The following is a 17,299-nucleotide window of genomic DNA, read 5'->3' as shown; positions in this document are numbered from 1 at the left end:
TGGCTTGGGAGAGGGGTTGAGCGGAGCGGCACCAGCCGGGATGATCCATTAATGGATCTCGTCGCCTCGCTACCTGCCTTCGTTGTGGCCGTTGTGCTGATCTCGGCATCTCCAGGTCCTGCGATGGCGCTGATCATGCGTCGGGCCGCGTTGCGCGGATTCGCCGGAGCGGTGCCGACCGTACTGGGCCTGGAGGCCGGTCTCTACCTCTGGGCGTTGTTCGCCGCCGGTAACTGGATAGGTCCCTGAATCGAGGCGCGTTGGAGCCGGTGGTCAGGCGGTGGTGGGGATCCAGGGGTTGCCGGCGGCGGCGGTGATGAGGGCGTCGAGCATGCCGAGGCCGTTTCGGGTGGCGGTGGCTGTGTAGCTGCGGATCGCAGCGAAGTGTTCGGCTCCCGTGAGGGTGCGCATGCTGCCGGAGACTTTGATCCTCAGTTTCGGCATGCGGATGGTCCGCTCGGCCGGGTTGTTGTCGAACGGGACGGCGGGGTTGGTGACGAAGCGCAGGTAGTCGTCGCGGCGGTCACGCAGCCGGACGAACAGGGCGTGATGCTTGCGTTCGAGCTTGCTCGCGCGTTCGGCGGTGGCTTGGGCGCCGAGCACGACCGCGCTGCGCAACAGGTGCAGGTGGTAGGCGAGGTCGGCCTGATCAGGTGTGGCGTCGGCGGTGTGCGCGGTGCCGACGAGCTGGTTCAGCTGCCGCAGGGCGCTGATGGCCTGGCCGGCGAGGTCGGCGACCAGGCCGGTGGCGGTGTCGGTGACATAGATCAACTCGCGGAGCGCGTGGGCGTTGCACAGCGCGTGGACCGCGTCGGTGTAGGTGTCGTACGGCGCCCACGCGTCATGCACCGCGACCCCGCGGAACCGCGGGAGGATCCCGATCTCGTCCATCGCGATGGTGCCGCGTTTCGGGTGCACGGCGAGGAGCACGTCGGTGGGTGTGGAGGCGGAGTGCAGCCACGCGAGACGGCCTGCGGTGCGCATCCCGGTCTCGCCGAAATGGGCTACCGGTGCGGCGGCGACGCGTCCGGCGATCACCGGCAGCACGCGGTCGATGATGCCCAGGGCGGTGCGTTTCACCCAGCCGGCCACGGTGCCCGCCGCGACCGGCACCCCGAACAGGTCCTTGATCGCCGCCGCCGTGCGTGACACCGACAGGAACTGCCCGTGCAGCAGGTAGACGCCGATCCCGGCCAGACGCGGCCCGTACACGACCGGCGCGGACGCCTCTGGCGGCGCGGGCGCGGTGGTGTGATGCCCACACGCACAGGCCAAAGTGATCAGCTGATGCTCGGTCACCTGAGGCTTCGGCTCCGGAAGGTCGATCACCTGCCGCCGGGTCACCTCGATCTCGGTAGCCGCCGCCAGGCTCTTCCCGCACCCGGCGCAAACCGCGGGCCGGTGCCGGAGCACCACGTCCGGGTCCGCCACCCGTTCCAAGGTGACACCGTCCTGACCCTTCGGCCGTCCCGGACCCCGACCCGACCGCCCGCGCAACGACTTCGGCGCCGGCTTGGCCAACCCGTCCGACGAGGGAGGCTTCGACGAGTTCGACGACGACAACTTCAACCGGGCTTCCAGATCCGCAACCCGCGCGAGAGCCTGCTCCAACCGGGCGGTCAACTCCACGACGTGCGCAACCAGCTCGTCATACGACGGCAACGACTCGGCAGGCACAACCCGCCAAGCTACCAGCCTCCACAACAGACACCACAACCGCCTGACGACCTATCCAGTCACCGCCGCCGCAGGTCTGGCAGCCATGGTTGCCGCTTCGGAAGCAGCCTTCATTGTCCTCCGGGTGATCGGCGCGGGATTCCTGATCTACCTTGGAATCAAGGCGTGGCGGACCGCCTGGCAGAGCCGGAAGCTGGGGTCGGTCCAGGAGCCGACCGAGGACCTGCTGTCCAACCCGAAGCGGGGCTGGTGGAAGGCCTTCGGCGAGGGTGCGTTGGTGATGCTCGCCAACCCGAAGGCCGCCGTGTTCATGATCGCGTTCTACCCCCAGTTCGTGCCGGCCGACCGGCCGTTGTTCGCGACCACCGCCCTCCTTGCACTGCTCCAGGTAGCTGTCGAGATCGTCCTGTACCTCGGTCTGGCGGCCGTGGTCGGGCGAGCGGGCGCGTGGTTCCGCAGACCGGTGATCCGCCGTCGACTGGAAGCGGTCAGCGGCACCGTGCTCGTCGTCCTAGGGCTACGGGTAGCCGCCGCGACCCGCTGACCGCCGCGACCCGCCCAAATCCCCCATTGGCGGTGGCGCCGAGTCGGGCGTGTCGGCGGAAGAGGCCATGCTCGGTCGGGTGCCAGATGAGTGCGTTCTTCGCGTGCTCAGACGCCTTGGTGCACCCAGGTTGAGCGGTTCCACCGCGTGATCGGTGACCTTCTGGCCGAAGAGAACGCGGGGGCGGGCACTACCGCCAGCCGGCGGCGTAGACCCCGCCCGGCACGTCGGCATCGGGGTCGTAGGGCGTCCGAGTGAAGCGGAACGAGGCGAGGTCGAGGTGCGACACGGCCCCGTCGGTCCGGCGGACGACACGCAGCGGCTCGCCTGCGTAGTAGCCGTCGAGCCCGACCCACGCGTCGGCGCCGACCGGGCGGAAGCGGGAGCCGCGGGCGACCCCCGGCTCGCCGAGGACGAGGTGGCCGCCCTCGACCCGGGCCACCGTGACGGATGGTCCCCAGTGCCACGTGCCCACGAGCTCCAGGAGGGACGCGTCACCCGACGCGGACCACGGCTCGACGGATGCGGGCTCGTGCTGCTCGAGCCCGGCGAGCAGCGCGGTGACCAGGCGCCGGGGCGCCGGGCTGCTCGCCGTGTTGGTCAGCACGACGACGCTGTCTCCGGTGTCGCGGGCGACGCGCAGCTCGGCGACGAAGCCCGGCATCGACCCGCCGTGGCCGGCGTACCGGCGTCCGTCGACGTTGAACACCTGCCAGCCGAGCCCGTGCGCACCCGTCCAAGGGACACCCTGGTCGTCGACGACGAGGTGCGGCTCGCACATCTCCTCGAGCGTGTCGGCGGCGAGCAGCTCGCCGGTGTCGCCGGCGAGGAAAGCGGCCCACCGCGCGAGGTCCTCGATCGTGGTCCACAGCTGGCCCGCGGGGCCCATCGCGCCGGCGTCGTGCTCGGGCTCGGGCAGGAGGACGTCGGCAAAGGGGTGCACGGCGAGACCGCGCGCCGCGCGCCCGGTGGGCCGCGTCGTCGTGCGGCCCATGCCGAGCGGCTCGAGCAGGTCGCGGCGCAAGACCTCGAACCAGTCGACGCCGTGGGCCCGGGCGACGAGTTGACCCAACGCGCCGTAGCCGACGTTCGTGTAGTGGAAGCGACGCCCGGAGCGGAAACGCTGCCCGACGCCCGACGCGACGAGCTCGTCCCACGTGCCGCCCGGCGTCCGTTCCCACCACGGGCCGTTAGTCTCGGCCTGCAGGCCGGCCGCGTGGACGAGCAGCTGTTCGACGGTGACGTCGCCGAAGGACGTCCCCGGCACGTGGTCGTCGAACCGATCGGACAGGTGGAGCAGCCCAGCGTCGCGCAGCCGCATGACGGCGACCGCGACGAACGTCTTGGTGATCGAGCCCATCCGGTACTGGGTGTCGGTGTCAGCCGAGTCTCCCCCGGCGCGGCCGTCGAGCGTCCCCACCGCACCGGACCAGGCGAGCCGCCCGTCGCGCACCACACCAGCGGCCACCGACGGGAGGCGACCGGCCCGCTGCTCTGTCGACAGCAGGTGGTCGAGGTGGCGGGCGGTCGAAGCGGTGGTGGCCGAGCGGTCGGGGTTCGTGGTCACGGCCTCACCATAGGACCCGCGGTCTGGCGTGGCGCAGACCGGGCGTTACCGGATCTCGGGACGTCCGGACGCCGGCGACCGGCGCCGACGTCACTGTCGGTGACGAGCGCTTCGCGGCAGATGAGTGCACATGATCATGAAGATGCCGATTACGGCGAGTTCGAAGGCTTGGCCTTCTGCGGGTAAATCGTCTCGTGACGGGCCAGCATGGCAACGAACTCGCTGATCTTCCGCTCGCGGGTCTGCGCCCGTTTGACGGCATTGACGCGGTGGATGAGAGCGAACCGGTTGGTCTTGGTGAGTACGTCGAACATGGCCTGGGCGGCGGCGTCGGCGGCGATGGCGGCGAGGAGGTCGGCCGGCACCTCGGCTTCCGACGGCGGGGCGTAGGCGGCCGCCCACCGCCCGTCCGCCTTCGCGGCTTCCACCGCGACGCGGCCTGCGGGCAGCATTCGCCCCTGCGCCTGCAGCCGGGCCACGTGGGCGACGTTGCGTTGTGACCAGGAACTGCGGGGCCTGCGAGGGGTGAACCGGATCCAGGAGGTCTCCTGATCCCGTTTACGGGCCTGCCCGTCGATCCAGCCGAAACACAGGGCCTCGTCGACCGCCTGCTGCCAGGTCACCGTCGTGACTGTGCCGCCCTTCTTGGTCAGGGCGAGCCAGACGCCGGGCGACGTGGCGTGGTTGGCCGACAACCACGCGCGCAGCGCGTCGGCGTCCGCGACGATCAACTCATCCAGTTCGGCACTCGCCATGACGGCAGGCTATCGCTGCGCCGTGGCCGCAGCCTCTGCCTGTTCGACCGCCCGACTCGTCGGGCTGCCGGCGCGCCGGTCGCTCGGCGGACCGTCCGGGGCAGGACCTCGATGCTCAGGACGGTCTCGACGTCGGGCCGGCATGTCGGACTCCTCGTGCACGTGCCGGTTGCGGCGAGCGTCGTCCACGACCACGGGCCTCTGCCAATCGCCAGCGCCATCCACGGTGGCCGCCAGACGCCGTACGAGCCGGCGACGCCCGGCGATCCAGCCGCGACCTCAACCGCTCGGTCTGCGGCATAGAAAGACGTTCTGCGTGTCGATGCAGGACGTAGGAACGTCCCCCTGATGCGCTTGTCGGGCTTGGTGTCCCATCGCAGGAGGAGGACGTTCATGGGTAACGGTAGCGGTGTGTCCCGGGGTGATCGCAACCGCAACGCCCGGCTTGCTCGGCTGCGGGCGTTGGTGCCGGTGACCAACGCGATCGTGGGGATCGACTTGGCCGACGCGAAGCAGATGGTCGTGTCACCGATCACGACTCGAAAGTGTTGGCCCGTAAGACATTCCGCTGCCGGGCCTGGAATCTCGGGGCAGCGTTGGACTGGGCCGCCGAGCGGGCCGCGGCGAGGGGGTGGGCGGGGGTGACGGTGGCGTGCGAGCCGACCGGGCACCGCTGGCGGGTCCTCGGCCAGCTCGCTGCGGACCGGGCGATGCCGTTCGTGTGTGTGCAGCCGATGCTGACGTCGTGGGCGCGGCGCAGTGAGGACCTGACTTCGGACAAGACCGACGAGAAGGATGCGGTGCTCATCGCTCGGCTGACCGCGCAGCTGCGCTGCTACGTGCCGGAGCCGGTCGATGAGACCTGGGGCCGGTTGCGGCATCTGGGCGCCCGCCGCGAACAGCTCATCATCGAGATGGTCAGCCAAATCCAGCAGATACGCGCCCTGCTCGAGTGCGTGTGGCCCGCCGCGCTCGACACCGCCAAGCAGCCGTTCCGGTCCCGCACCTGGGCGGCGGCGATGACGGTGATCTGCGATCGTGACGGCGGTGACCTTGCCCGCACCCGACGCCTCGGCGCGGCCCGGTTCGAGCAGGCGGTGCGCCGTGAGATCACCCGCCGGGGTGGGTGCAAGCCCTCGCTGCGCATCCTGCGGCACCTGTTCACCGCGTTGGCCAACCCCACCGGGGTGACCGCCCACCGGCCCGGTGCGCTGGAGCGGGTCGCGTTCCTGCTGCAGGACTGGCGCACCGCCGCCGACAAGCTCACCGACACCGAGACCCGGATGACAGACGTCCTCGACGAGCTCAAGCTGACCGATCTGGTCACCTCCATCCCCGGCCTATCCGCGGTTGGCGCGGCGGCGATCCTCGCCGAGACCGGTGACCCGAACCGGTTCGCCACCGCCCGCGCCCTGGTCAAGCACGCCGGCCTCGCGCCGCGGGAGAAGCTGTCGGGCACGTTCGTTGGTCGCACCAAACTCACCGGCCAGGGCCGGCCCGCGCTGCGTCTGGCCGCCTGGCGGGCGGTCTGGGGCGCCCAACGCGGCAACGCCGTCTATGCCGCCCGCTACCAGCATCTGACGACGCGGGAGACCAACAAACTCACCGCAACCCAAGCCCAGACTGTGGTCGCCGCGGCGATCCTGCGCCAGTTGCACGCCGTGATCACCACCGGCCAGGCCTGGGATCCCCACATCGCAACTCACGGTGCCAACGGCCGTCGGCAGGTGGCTCTGGCCGCCTGACTCTGCCTTGCGGCGTTCAAGCTGACGGTCGGGGCGAGCCCTACGCGGCATTGAGACACAACGTGATCTCGACGCACATCATGGGCAGCCCCGGCCCGTCGTCTCATCAACCCGATTACACGTTGCTGGGGACCAACCCCATCACCGCTATGCAGGGACAGACGACGGCCGAGGCACCGACCAAAAGCTTGACACAAAACGACTTACGCTGATGTGCGGACGACTAGTCAGGATCTTCGTGATCGGTCGATCTGGTCCAGGAGCTTGTCCGCGCTGGGCGTGCTTGAGGAGGCGGAGCGCAGTCGCTGCGAAACTGTCGTGTTGTCGGAGCGATGACGTCCGGCGTCCCGGAAAATTCTTCAAAGAAGTCCGGGAGGCGGTGTCGGATCGGGGCGGCGGTGTTCGTAGCAGGGGTGAGGCCGCCCACAAGGGGCGGCGCCAAGGCAAAGGAACCGCGATCATGAAGCTGACGACCATGACCCAGGTCACCCTCGATGGAGTGATGCAGGGAAACGGCGCCGCGTCGGATGACCGCAGGAACGGATTCGAGCGCGGCGGATGGGCCCGGGGGGCGGGCGACGACGAGACCAGGACGTTCATCACGCAGACCTACCAGCGCGCCGACGCGTTCCTGTTCGGCCGGCGCACCTACGAGTTGTTCGCCGGCTCCTGGGGATCAATCGACCAGATGCGCGCACATCCCATCGGCGTGGCCTTGAACGAGGCCCCCAAGTACGTTGCCTCGACCACGCTCACCGCGCCGCGTTGGGAGGACACGACCGTTCTCCGCGGTGACCTCGCGGCGGCCACCAGTGAGCTGAAGGCCAAGCCCGGGGGTGAGCTGCAGGTGCACGGCAGTGGCGCCCTGACCCGGTGGCTGCTGGAGAACGATCTGGTCGACGAGATGACTCTGATCGTGATCCCGGTGATCCTCGGCCAGGGCGCGAGACTGTTCCCGGAGACCGGTCCGGATCTTGCGCTCGACCTGGTCGAGTCGCGGGTCGACTCGAAGGGCGTGACGATCCAGGTCTACCGGCCGGCCGGGCGCCCGCGGTATGCAACGGCCTGAAGTCCCTGACCACCGAACCACGCTGTCTTGACACCACAGGAGATGATCTTCAGATGCAATACCTGGTTTCCGTGATCGATGACAAGAGCAATCCCGGCAGCACGGACAGGCGGCCTGCCATCAGCGCGTTCAACGAACGACTGATCGCCGAGGGCTACTGGGTTTTCGCGGGCGGACTCGCGGACACCGACGCGGCCACGGTCATCGACAACCGGGGCGAGCAGGCGGTGTTCAGCGACGGGCCTTTCGTGGAGTCGAAGGAGTACCTCGCCGGCGTCTGGGTGTGGGAGGTCCCCGATCTGGATGTGGCGCTCAAGCTCGCCACCGAGGCGTCGAAGGTCTGCGATCGGAAGATCGAGGTGCGGCCGTTCCAGTGATCGACGTCGAGGAGGCGGTCACCCGGGCCCACCACGAGGAGTGGGCCCGGGTGGTTGCCTCGCTGACCCGGCGTTTCGGTGACCTGGACATCGCCGAGGAGGCGGCGGCAGAGGCATTCGCGACCGCCGTCGAGCGGTGGCCGGCCGACGGCGTGCCCCCCAACCCCGGCGCGTGGCTGACCACCACCGCCAACCGCAAGGCCATCGACCGGATCCGGCGCGAGAACAAGCGCGACGACAGGCACAAGGAGGCTCAGATGCTGCACGACAACACCCCACCCGAGCCGCTGGGCGCCATCGACGACGACCGGCTCCGGCTGATCTTCACCTGCTGTCACCCGGCGCTGGCGATGGAAGCCCGCGTGGCGCTGACGCTGCGCATGCTCGGCGGTCTGACCGTGCCCGAGATCGCCCGCGCCTTCCTGGTGCGGGAGACCACCTTGGAGCAGCGGATCACCCGCGCGAAGGCCAAGATCAAGGCGGCGCGCATCCCCTATCGCGTGCCGGCCGCCGAGGATCTCCCGGCACGCGTCTCCGGCGTACTCGCCGTGCTGTATCTCGTCTTCAACGAGGGCTACCTGGCGACCGGCCCCGACACCGATCCCGTACGTCACGACCTGACCGCCGAGGCGATCCGGCTCACCCGCCTGATCCGCGCGCTGCTGCCGGAGGACGGTGAGGTGGCCGGGCTGCTGGCGCTGATGCTGCTCACCGAGGCCCGCCGCACCGCTCGGGTTTCGGCCAGCGGCGAACTGGTCACCCTCGACGAGCAGGACCGTGGGGCCTGGGACAAGGCGCTGATCGCCGAGGGTCACCGGCTCGTGCGCGAGCGCCTCGCCGCTGCCGCCGCCGGGGTGGCTCCGGGCCGCTACCAGATCCTCGCCGCGATCAACGCCGTGCACACCTCCGCCCGCGACATCCGCGACACCGACTGGTCGCAGGTCGTCGCCCTCTACGACCAACTCGTCCACCTCGACTCCTCGCCGATCGTCGCCCTCAACCGGGCCATCGCGGTCGCCGAGCTCGACGGACCGGAGGTGGCGCTGGCGGCCGTCGACCGTCTTGAGGACAAGCTGGCCGGCTATCACGCCTACCACGCGACCCGCGCCGACCTGCTGCGCCGGCTGGGCCAAAGTCAGCAGTCGCGCGCGGCCTACGACAAAGCCATCGAGTTGGCCGGCAACACCGCCCAGACCGCCAACCTGATCCGCCGCCGCGACCAACTGCGGTAGCGCCCACGAATCCCGATCGAAACCCCGCGCGCAGCGGCGGCCGGCCCCGACGCAATCAGATCGGCCCGATACCCGCCTGAGATCGTCAGCTTCGACGGTCGGCACTGCACTGTCATCGGCAATTGAGGACGACGCAATCATCGGTCCGCTCGCCGTCACAGCCGGTTAACCGCGGCAAGGTCGGAGAATGTAGGTCTGGCCGGGATCGAGCGGTGAGCCGAGGCTGTGTCAATGTTCTCGACTCCGTTCCGGCCTCATCAGCGCCCGGGGGCGATGGCTACATCCGGGAACGGAGGCCATTGATGATCTTCTCTGCCGTAGTTCGGTCGTCGGCGGGCGTGGTCGCGAGGACCGCCACATAGAGGGCCTGTGCCGCCGATCCCGGCCCGAACGCACCCGCCGGCGCCGCCCAGACGTGCTCCATCATCAGCTCGACGAACCTGTCGCCGAAGAGGTTCGGCTCGGTCGTGCGGTCGGCGAGCCACGTCGTGTCGTCAACGGCCCGTACGGGCCCGAACACGAATGGCGGCCGCAGCCGAGACATGGCGTCGGAGTCGCACGGCTGCGCGCAGGCTGCCAGCAACACGCGGAGGCTGACCTTCCGTAAGTAGTCGGCGGAGTCCTCGGTGCATTCCCACTCGGCGGCCGACGCGGCGCCCACGCCGGGCAGGCTGAACACCACACAGTGCCACGAGGAGGCCCACGGCAGCATGAACGTGATCGGCAGCCCCGGCTGGCTGAAGGAGGTCGCCTCGTCCGAGGCGAAGCGCGCTCCGGTGCCGGTGCCCGAACCGAAAAGGGACGGCAGTGGCATCGGCGTCGATAGTGGATAGTGGGGGGCCGGTGGCATGGGGGGCATTGAGACCGGCGCGGCCGCCCGGTCCACGGCCGCGGCCTGAACCCGCCCCACCGGCGTCGCGGCGGCCTTACCCAGGGTGCAGCCGCCCCACGAGAGGGTGCCGACGATGAGGAGCACCGCAATCCAGGACCACTTCTTCCACCGGCGCAGCGACAGTTCGGCTTCCAGCCAGTTGCCGGGCGCCTCCTCATCCGGGCGGACCAGCCCGCTTAGCACCTTGCATAGCATCGCGCGGCGACCTCCTGCGCCACGATTCGCGTCGCCTCGAACATGACGTCCCGGGCCGCGTACGGCGTGTCCAGGTGTGCCTCGACCGTCACCGTGCCGATACGGACATGCACCTGCGCGAACTGCCGGACGTCCTCGTACGTCCAGCCGTACTCGAAGGACTCGTCGCCGATCCGGACGGGTGTCGGCTTCATGCGACAGTTGATGCAACTACCGCCGCGGACCTCGTACCGGGCCCAATCCTCCGCCGATGCCCCCCGCGATCGCGTCGACCGGACGTAACCGAACCACAAGTGCACCTCGGCCCGGCCGTCGCCCTCGCCCACCCAACCTGAGAAATCGCACCAGCTCTTCGTGGGATCGATCTCGGCCTGTGCTTTCGACGCATCCGGCAGCAGTCGGGCGATCGTCTCCGGGCGGACGAAACCGCACACGTCGATCGAGCGGTCCCGGCCTGGCACATCGGCGGTCACAGCCTGCCGGCCGAAGAGGCCCACACCGAGTGCACAGCCAGCTATCAGCGCGTTACGCAACCAGATACGGATCTGCCGCGGCATACCACCAAAGTGTAGGACCTCCCCGCACTCGTCCCCACCGCAAAGGCACCGACCCGACAAGCCGGAGGTGTAGCAACTTGCTTCGCCGATAGGAGCAGCATCCAAACGCTTGCCCCGGCCCGAAGCACGCTCATCGGCATGAGTGCGCACCCCGCCCGGCAGCACAAGTCCGCCTAGACCGCTACGCACCGTAAGGCCGGGCGACCGGGACGCCGGCCCGGTACTGCCCGAGATGGAGGACGGGGAAGCCACCGGCTGGCCGGCGCCGCCTTGACCTCGAGCGCACTCGAATTCCTAGGGTGGCCGGACCGGCCCCGCCGCCCGGCCAGCGCGGCGCACACCCTCGGGGAGGACCCATGCGTTACCGCGTGCTCGGCGGCACCGGCATCGAGGTCAGCGTCCACTGTCTCGGCACGATGATGTTCGGCGCGGTCGGCAACCCCGACCACGACGACTGCGTCCGGATCGTCCACGCCGCCCTCGACCAGGGCATCAACTTCGTGGACACCGCCGACATGTACTCCGCAGGCGAGTCGGAGACGATCGTCGGCAAGGCGCTGCGGGGCCGGCGGGACGACGTGGTGCTCGCGACCAAGGTGCACTTCCCGATGGGGGAGGGGCCCAATCGGGGCGGCAACTCCCGGCGCTGGATCGTCCGCGCGGTGGAGGAGAGCCTGCGCCGGCTGGGCACCGACTGGATCGACCTCTACCAGGTGCACCGGCCGGACCACACGACGGACGTGGAGGAGACCCTGGGCGCGCTCAGCGACCTGGTCCGGGCCGGCAAGATCCGGGCCTTCGGCTGCTCGACCTTCCCGGCTGAGGAGATCGTCGAGTCGCACCACGTCGCCGAGCGGCGGGCGCTCGGCCGGCTCCGCACCGAGCAGCCGCCGTACTCGATCCTGGCCCGGGGGGTGGAGACCGCGGTGCTGCCGGTCTGCCAGCGGTACGGCATGGGGGTGCTGGTGTGGAGCCCGCTCGCCTCGGGGTTCCTCTCCGGCCGGTACCGCCCCGGCCGGGCGGTCGACCTCACCGCCGGACGGGCCGCGCTCACCCCGGCCCGGTTCGACCCGGCGATCGCCGGCAACGCCGCGAAGTACGCCGCGGTCGAGGAGCTGCTCGCGCTCGCCGACGAGGTCGGCTGCACCCTGCCCGAACTGGCCGTGGCGTTCACCGTGGCACACCCGGCGGTCACCTCGGCGATCATCGGCCCGCGCACCATGGAGCAGCTGGAGGGGCTGCTCAAGGGCGCGGCGCTCACCCTCGACGACGCCGTCCTCGACCGGATCGACGAGATCGTCCCGCCGGGGGTGAATCTCTACCACCCGGACGGGGCGTGGTCGCCGCCGGTGCTCACCGACGCGGCCCGCCGGCGGCGTCCACTGTCGGACCGCGCCGCCGCCTGAGCCGGCCGGACGCGCCGGCCCGGCCGTCGAACGCGCTCGGGACGCTGGACGCCGCCGCCGGTCCTCGGGCAGGATCCCCGGGATGCCCCAGCCGACGATCCGCCGCGCCGGCCTCGCCCTGGCCGCCCTGGCCGTGCTCGCCGCCGGCTGCACGACGCCGGACCGTACGCCCGTCGCCGCGCCCGAGCCGGCCGCCACCGCCGCGGCCGGGGCGGCGGTCGGCGCGTCCGCCGCGCCGACCCCGGCCGCCTCCGGGCGGGCCGGCTTCGGCGGGCGGCCGCGTCCGGTGGCGCGGGCCTGTCCGGTGCTGCCGGCGGACAACGTCTGGCACGCCGACGTCTCCCGGCTGCCCGCGCACCCGCGGTCCGCGGCGATGGTCGGCGCGATCGGCGCCGGCGCCACCGTCCATCCCGACTTCGGCTCGGGCACCTGGGACGGGGCGCCGATCGGCATCCCGGTCACCGTCGTGGCCGCCGGGCAGCGGCGGGTGCCGGTCACCTTCTCCTACGCCGCCGAGAGCGACCCGGGGCCGTACCCGATCCCGTCGGACGCGGCGGTCGAGGGTGGACCGCGCGGCGACGGCGACCGGCACGTCATCGTCTGGGACCGGGCCGCCTGCCGGGCGTACGAGCTCTTCGACGCCCACCCGGCCGGCGGCGGCTGGCGGGCCGGCTCCGGGGCGGTCTTCGACCTCCGGTCGAACCGGCTGCGCCGGGCGGGCTGGACCTCCGCCGACGCGGCCGGGCTGTCGATCCTCGCCGGGCTGGTCCGGTACGACGAGGTCGCCGCCGGCCGGATCGACCACGCCATCCGGGTCACCGTGCCGCGTACTCGCACCGGCTGGACGTGGCCGGCCAGCCACTCCGCCTCGGACGCGGCCGATCCGGCGCTGCCGCAGCTCGGCCAGCGGCTGCGGCTCAAGCGGTCGGTGGACGTCTCCCGGTTGCCCCGGCAGGCCCGGATCGTCGCCGAGGCCATGCAGCGGTACGGCCTGATCGTCGCCGACCACGGCTCGGCGTGGTTCCTCTCCGGCGCGCCGGATCAGCGGTGGGACAACGACGCGCTGCGGACGCTGGGCGGCCTGCGCGGCAGCGACTTCGAGGTGGTCGACGCGTCCGGGCTGATGGTGAGCGCCGCCTCCGGCGCCACCCGCTGACCGTCGATATCCGTCGACGCTGCCGCCGCCCTGGGCGACACTGTCACCGTGGATCGTCGCGACCTGGTCCGGGTGAGCAAGAAGATGTCCCTGGCCCTGCGGCACCGGCCGGACCGGTTCGGGCTGACGCCGGATTCGGCCGGCTGGGTGCCGGTCGCCGACCTGCTCGCCGCGCTGCGGATCAGCCGCGGCGCCCTCGACGAGGTGGTCGCCGGCAACGACAAGCAGCGCTTCGCCGTCGAACGGGGGACCGACGGGGTCGACCGCGTGCGGGCCAGCCAGGGGCATTCCATCCCGGTCGACCTCGGGCTGGCCCCGACGCCGCCGCCGGACCGGCTCTATCACGGCACGAGCGCCGCGGTCGTACCGGCCATCCTGGCCGAGGGTTTGCGTCGCGGCGGCCGGCACCACGTCCACCTGTCGCCCGACCTGGAGACCGCCCGGCGGGTGGGCGCCCGGCGGGGCGGCCAGGTGGCGATCCTCACCGTCGACGCGGCGGCGATGGCCCGCGACGGCCACCTCTTCTACCGCAGCGCGAACGGCGTCTGGCTCGCCGACGCCGTCCCCGCCGCCTACCTGACCGCCTAATGGGAGCTACCGCGTCGGTCAGACTCGGTGCCGTAGCCGCCAGCAGGTGAGCACTCATGCCGCCGGAAGCGTTCGACTTCTGAGGTCAGACCGTGCCCTTGCTGGTCGGCCGGGAGGCCAGACCGCTGATGGGGTGGCGTGCCCGCCCCTGGGGGCGTGAGCACTGGATCCATTAGGCCGCGTGCCGCGCCTTCCGCAGGCTGCTGAACGAAGTGAATGACGTTACAGGGGAGGGCATGTTGCTGCTGATCGGCGACGATTGGGCGGAAGATCATCACGACGTCGAGATCCAGGACGAGGCTGGCTGCAAGCTTGCCGCCGCGCGACTGCCGGAGGGCGTGGAGGGCATCGCGAAGCTACACGAGCTCCTCGCGCGCCACGGCGGTGAGGACCTGGACGCGGCCCGGGTGATCGTCGGGATCGAGACCGACCGCGGCTCGTGGGTGCAGGCCCTGATCGCCTCCGGCTACCAGGTGTACGCGATCAACCCCCGCCAGGTCGCGCGGTTCAAGGAACGTTACGCCACCTCCGGCGCCAAGAGCGACAAGGGCGACGCGCACGCACTGGCCGACATGGTCCGCATCGACCGGGCCCAGCTGCGGCAGGTGGCCGGCGACAGCGACCAGGCCCAGGCCGTCAAGGTCGTCGCCCGCGCCCACCAGACTCTGATCTGGGAACGCACCCGCACCTTCCAGCGGCTGCGCAGCACCCTGCGCGAGTACTTCCCTGGCGCGCTGGGCGCCTACGCCGAGCTGGCGCTGACCAGCACGGACGCGCTGGAGTTGCTGATCAAGGCACCCACACCCGCAGCGGCGGCGAAGCTGACCCGCACGCAGATCACCGCGGTCCTGGCCCGGGCCCGGCGCCGCAACCGGGACGAGAAGGCGGCCGCGATCCAGGCCGCGCTGCGCGAGCGGCAACTGGGCCTGCCCGAGCAGGTCACGACCGCCTACGCGGCGGCCGCCGCCGCCCACGCCCGCGTGCTGATCGCGCTGAACGAGCAGATCGCGGAGATGGAAGGGCAGGTGAAGGCATATTTTCTCGCGCACCCGGACGCTGAGATCTACCTCTCGATGCCAGGCATCGCGGAGATCACCGGCGCCCGGGTGATCGCTGAGTTCGGAGACGATCCCGCCCGCTATGCCTCCGCCAAAGCCCGCAAGAACTACGCGGGCACCAGCCCCGTCACCCGGGCCTCCGGCAAAAGCCACACCGTCCAAGCCCGTTACGTCCGCAACAACCGGCTCGCCGACGCCTTGCAGACCCAGGCGTTCTCCGCCCTGCGGGCCTCACCCGGCGCCCGCGCCTACTACGACAAGCAGCGCGCACGCGAGGTCGGCTACAACCCGGCCCTGAGGCAGGTCGGCAACCGCCTGGTCGGCATACTCCACGGCTGCCTCAAGACCCGCACCCTCTACGACGAAGCGACCGCCTGGTCGCACCATGCCCAACCCCATGCCGCTTGACACTCAACGACATGGGGTGTCTGACCTCGACTCGCCGCTGTTCTCCCCGGCGCGGCGGGCGCCGGGTCAGACCACGGTCACCGGGTGCCGGACGACGCCGTCGAAGAGGTACCCGAGCTCGTTGTGCCGGGTCGTGTCGGGCTGGCCGGCCCCGGTCACGTCGGTGGCCCGGGCGCGCAGCGTCCACCGACCGGGGGCGGGCGGCCGCCAGACGGCCGTCCAGCGCTGCCACGCCCCGCCCCGGTCGGCGGCGACCAGCTCGGCGGGGTGCCACTCGTCGCCCGTGCTGACCTCGACCCGCGCGATCGGCCCGTGGCCGGACCAGGACCGGCCGCGCAGCAGCACCTCGGCGCCGGCCGGGATGCGGGCGTCCCAGGGCAGCTCGAAGGCGCTCTTCACCGACTGGGCGGCCAGCTCCCCGCCGCCGGCCGGCTGCCCAGGGCCGAACATCCGGTAGAGCTCGGTGTTCCAGGGCGAGAAGAGGGGAGTGGCGGAGACCTCGATCGCGCCCACCCACTTGATCGAGGAGATGCCGATCCAGCCGGGCACCACCACCCGCACGGGGAAGCCATGGTCGGCGGGGAGCGGCTCGCCGTTCATCTCGTACGCCAGCAGCACGTCGTCGAGGGCCTTGCCGACCGGCATCGGCCGGCGGACCCGGCCGAGGTTCACCCCGCCGGTCACGTAGTCCGGGTCCAGGCCCTCCGGCATCACATCGACCGCCGCGTCGGTGAGGCCGGCGAGCCGGAGCACGGTCGCCAGTCGTACGCCCCGCCAGCGCGCGACGCCGACTCCGCCGAGGCCCCAGGCCACCCCGGGGAAGTCGTCGCCCTGCTGCTCGGCGAAGTGGCGGCGTCCGTTGCCCGCGCACTCGACCAGCGCGGTGCGCTCCTCGGCGGGCAGCTGCCGCAGGTCGCGCAGGTCGAACTCGACCGGGTTGTCCCGGGTCGGCGCGCCGCGCAGGCCGGTGCCGAAGAGCCGCAGCCGCCAGGTCTCGGCGTCCAACCGGGGTGTCACGGTGTGGTTGCGGACGAAGAACCGGTCGTTGGGGACGACTTGCCCCTGCCCGGCCATCGCCTCCCACCGCATCTCCGCGTTGGTCTCCAACGGCTCGAGCAGCTCCGGCGGCAGCGGCTTGGCGATGGGCGCCGCGTCGGCACCGGCCGCGCCGGGGTCGACGCCGACGGGGGCGGGGGCGACGGCGACCGGTTCCCGTTCGGCGGCGGCGGCGGTGACGGCGGCCATGGCCGCGCCCAGCTCCAGCAGCTCCTGGCGAACGACCCCGTCGCAGCGGGCCTCCCCGGCGAGCCACTGCCGGGTCCGGCGGGCGTCGTGCTCGACTTCGTCCTGGGAATGCGGGCGTGACACGGGTGACCTCCGGGCTGGGCGACGCTGCATTCCTATTCAATCAGTGGAAATAGCCGTCGATCAGAGCCGGTGGTGACCCCCTCCGGTCGCGCCGGCTCGGCGAGCAGCACCGGCAGCAGCATCAGGCCCGCTCGCCGGCACGGACCGGGTCGCGGTGCTTGACGGGGATCAGACCGGGGGCTGACCGGCGAGGAAGTCGGCCAGCGCCCGGGTGTGCGTGGAGAAGGCCAGCTCGACCGGCTCGGTGAGGACCAGCCACTCGGTGGCCTCCTCGGTCGGCGCGGACGGGGGCAACTCCTCGGCCGCCCGCTCCGGCAGCACCCCGAAGACCATCATGGTGCCGCCGGCCGGCGCCCCGTGCACCGCGAAGAGCCGCGCCTGCTCCGGCTCGGCCAGCAGGCCGGTCTCCTCGCGCAGCTCCCGGACCAGCGCCTCCGACCATTCCTCGCCGTGCTCGATGAACCCGCCGGGCAGCGCGAGCTGGCCCCGGGCCGGCTCGATGTCCCGGCGGACCACCACCACCCCCAGGCCGATCGGCGTGCGTACCGGCAGCAGCGCCACCGCGACCGGCAGCGGGTTGCGCCAGACGGTCTGGCCGCAGACCGCGCAGACGCGCGGCCAGCTGGCTCGGGCCGGGTAGGCCGTGCCGCAGTACGAGCAGTGCGAGTACGGTGCGCCGGTCACGCCGCAGCACGCTACCCGCCG

The 17,299-nt window shown here is 71.4% G+C and carries 16 protein-coding genes and 1 pseudogene; 10 read left to right on the top strand and 7 right to left on the bottom strand.

The genetic code is table 11. The features are described from left to right. Positions 1-123 precede the first annotated feature (123 nt). Positions 124-249 carry a hypothetical protein gene (locus tag OG799_RS14625; protein ID WP_406045580.1) on the top strand — a complete coding sequence of 42 codons (126 nt, stop codon included), beginning with the start codon at positions 124-126 and terminating at the stop codon, positions 247-249. 24 nt (positions 250-273) lie between these two features. On the opposite strand, the gene tnpC is transcribed toward OG799_RS14625, so the two are convergent. Then, on the bottom strand, positions 274-1,629 hold the full coding sequence (tnpC, locus tag OG799_RS14620) for an IS66 family transposase (protein ID WP_406045579.1): 1,356 nt from the start codon (positions 1,627-1,629) through the stop codon (positions 274-276). Here tnpC and OG799_RS14615 point away from each other — a divergent pair. Next, complete coding sequence (locus OG799_RS14615) at positions 1,514-2,221, top strand: LysE family translocator (RefSeq protein WP_406045578.1); 708 nt, start codon at positions 1,514-1,516, stop codon at positions 2,219-2,221. The two genes, tnpC and OG799_RS14615, sit on opposite strands and share 116 nt — an antisense overlap. Before the next feature lie 190 nt (positions 2,222-2,411). Here the strand turns inward: OG799_RS14615 and OG799_RS14610 are convergent, their stop codons facing one another. Continuing rightward, positions 2,412-3,788 (bottom strand): serine hydrolase domain-containing protein, encoded by a 1,377-nt coding sequence (locus tag OG799_RS14610; RefSeq protein WP_406045577.1) that lies wholly within the window; start codon positions 3,786-3,788, stop codon positions 2,412-2,414. A gap of 149 nt (positions 3,789-3,937) precedes the next feature. Beyond that, the gene (locus tag OG799_RS14605) at positions 3,938-4,543 is read right to left on the bottom strand and encodes a YdeI family protein (protein WP_406045576.1); all 606 of its coding nucleotides are present in this window, start codon (positions 4,541-4,543) and stop codon (positions 3,938-3,940) included. A 518-nt stretch (positions 4,544-5,061) separates the two neighbouring features. On the opposite strand from OG799_RS14605, the pseudogene OG799_RS14600 reads away from it, so the two are divergent. From OG799_RS14600 to OG799_RS14585, 4 genes and pseudogenes are all read left to right on the top strand, one after another. Then, positions 5,062-6,288, top strand: a pseudogene (locus tag OG799_RS14600) (IS110 family transposase); the annotation flags it as partial. A 379-nt stretch (positions 6,289-6,667) separates the two neighbouring features. Then, positions 6,668-7,357, top strand: a complete 690-nt coding sequence (locus tag OG799_RS14595) for a dihydrofolate reductase family protein (protein ID WP_406045575.1) — start codon at positions 6,668-6,670, stop codon at positions 7,355-7,357. 53 nt (positions 7,358-7,410) lie between these two features. Continuing rightward, the gene (locus OG799_RS14590; protein ID WP_406045574.1) at positions 7,411-7,734 is read left to right on the top strand and encodes a YciI family protein; all 324 of its coding nucleotides are present in this window, start codon (positions 7,411-7,413) and stop codon (positions 7,732-7,734) included. Continuing rightward, on the top strand, positions 7,731-8,966 hold the full coding sequence (locus OG799_RS14585) for an RNA polymerase sigma factor (RefSeq protein WP_406045573.1): 1,236 nt from the start codon (positions 7,731-7,733) through the stop codon (positions 8,964-8,966). The genes OG799_RS14590 and OG799_RS14585 overlap by 4 nt, the downstream gene beginning before the upstream one ends. A gap of 277 nt (positions 8,967-9,243) precedes the next feature. Here OG799_RS14585 and OG799_RS14580 read toward each other — a convergent pair whose 3' ends face one another. Beyond that, positions 9,244-10,041 carry a hypothetical protein gene (locus OG799_RS14580; protein ID WP_406045572.1) on the bottom strand — a complete coding sequence of 266 codons (798 nt, stop codon included), beginning with the start codon at positions 10,039-10,041 and terminating at the stop codon, positions 9,244-9,246. After that, a complete protein-coding gene (locus OG799_RS14575) occupies positions 10,035-10,610 on the bottom strand; it encodes a hypothetical protein (protein ID WP_406045571.1) in 576 nt (191 codons plus the stop codon). Before OG799_RS14575 ends, OG799_RS14580 begins: the two co-directional genes overlap by 7 nt. A gap of 356 nt (positions 10,611-10,966) precedes the next feature. Here OG799_RS14575 and OG799_RS14570 point away from each other — a divergent pair, with 356 nt between their 5' ends. From OG799_RS14570 to OG799_RS14555, 4 genes are all read left to right on the top strand, one after another. Beyond that, positions 10,967-12,016, top strand: coding sequence for an aldo/keto reductase (locus OG799_RS14570; protein WP_406045570.1), 1,050 nt, complete (start codon positions 10,967-10,969; stop codon positions 12,014-12,016). 82 nt (positions 12,017-12,098) lie between these two features. After that, positions 12,099-13,172, top strand: a complete 1,074-nt coding sequence (locus OG799_RS14565) for a hypothetical protein (RefSeq protein WP_406045569.1) — start codon at positions 12,099-12,101, stop codon at positions 13,170-13,172. Positions 13,173-13,220: 48 nt separating this feature from the next. Continuing rightward, entirely contained in the window at positions 13,221-13,760 is a 540-nt protein-coding gene (locus tag OG799_RS14560) for an RNA 2'-phosphotransferase (protein ID WP_406045568.1), read from the top strand. A 239-nt stretch (positions 13,761-13,999) separates the two neighbouring features. Further along, positions 14,000-15,226, top strand: coding sequence for an IS110 family transposase (locus tag OG799_RS14555; RefSeq protein WP_406045567.1), 1,227 nt, complete (start codon positions 14,000-14,002; stop codon positions 15,224-15,226). A 66-nt stretch (positions 15,227-15,292) separates the two neighbouring features. Here the strand turns inward: OG799_RS14555 and OG799_RS14550 are convergent, their stop codons facing one another. Then, positions 15,293-16,594, bottom strand: coding sequence for a sulfite oxidase (locus OG799_RS14550; RefSeq protein ID WP_406045566.1), 1,302 nt, complete (start codon positions 16,592-16,594; stop codon positions 15,293-15,295). 168 nt (positions 16,595-16,762) lie between these two features. Continuing rightward, positions 16,763-17,278 carry an NUDIX domain-containing protein gene (locus OG799_RS14545; protein WP_406045565.1) on the bottom strand — a complete coding sequence of 172 codons (516 nt, stop codon included), beginning with the start codon at positions 17,276-17,278 and terminating at the stop codon, positions 16,763-16,765. Positions 17,279-17,299 lie beyond the last annotated feature (21 nt).

The organism is Micromonospora sp. NBC_00898 (assembly GCF_045207895.1).
In the GTDB taxonomy this organism is placed as follows: Bacteria; Actinomycetota; Actinomycetes; order Mycobacteriales; family Micromonosporaceae; genus Micromonospora.
Note: the sequence above shows the minus strand (reverse complement) of the source record. Positions and strands in the feature narration are given on the sequence as shown.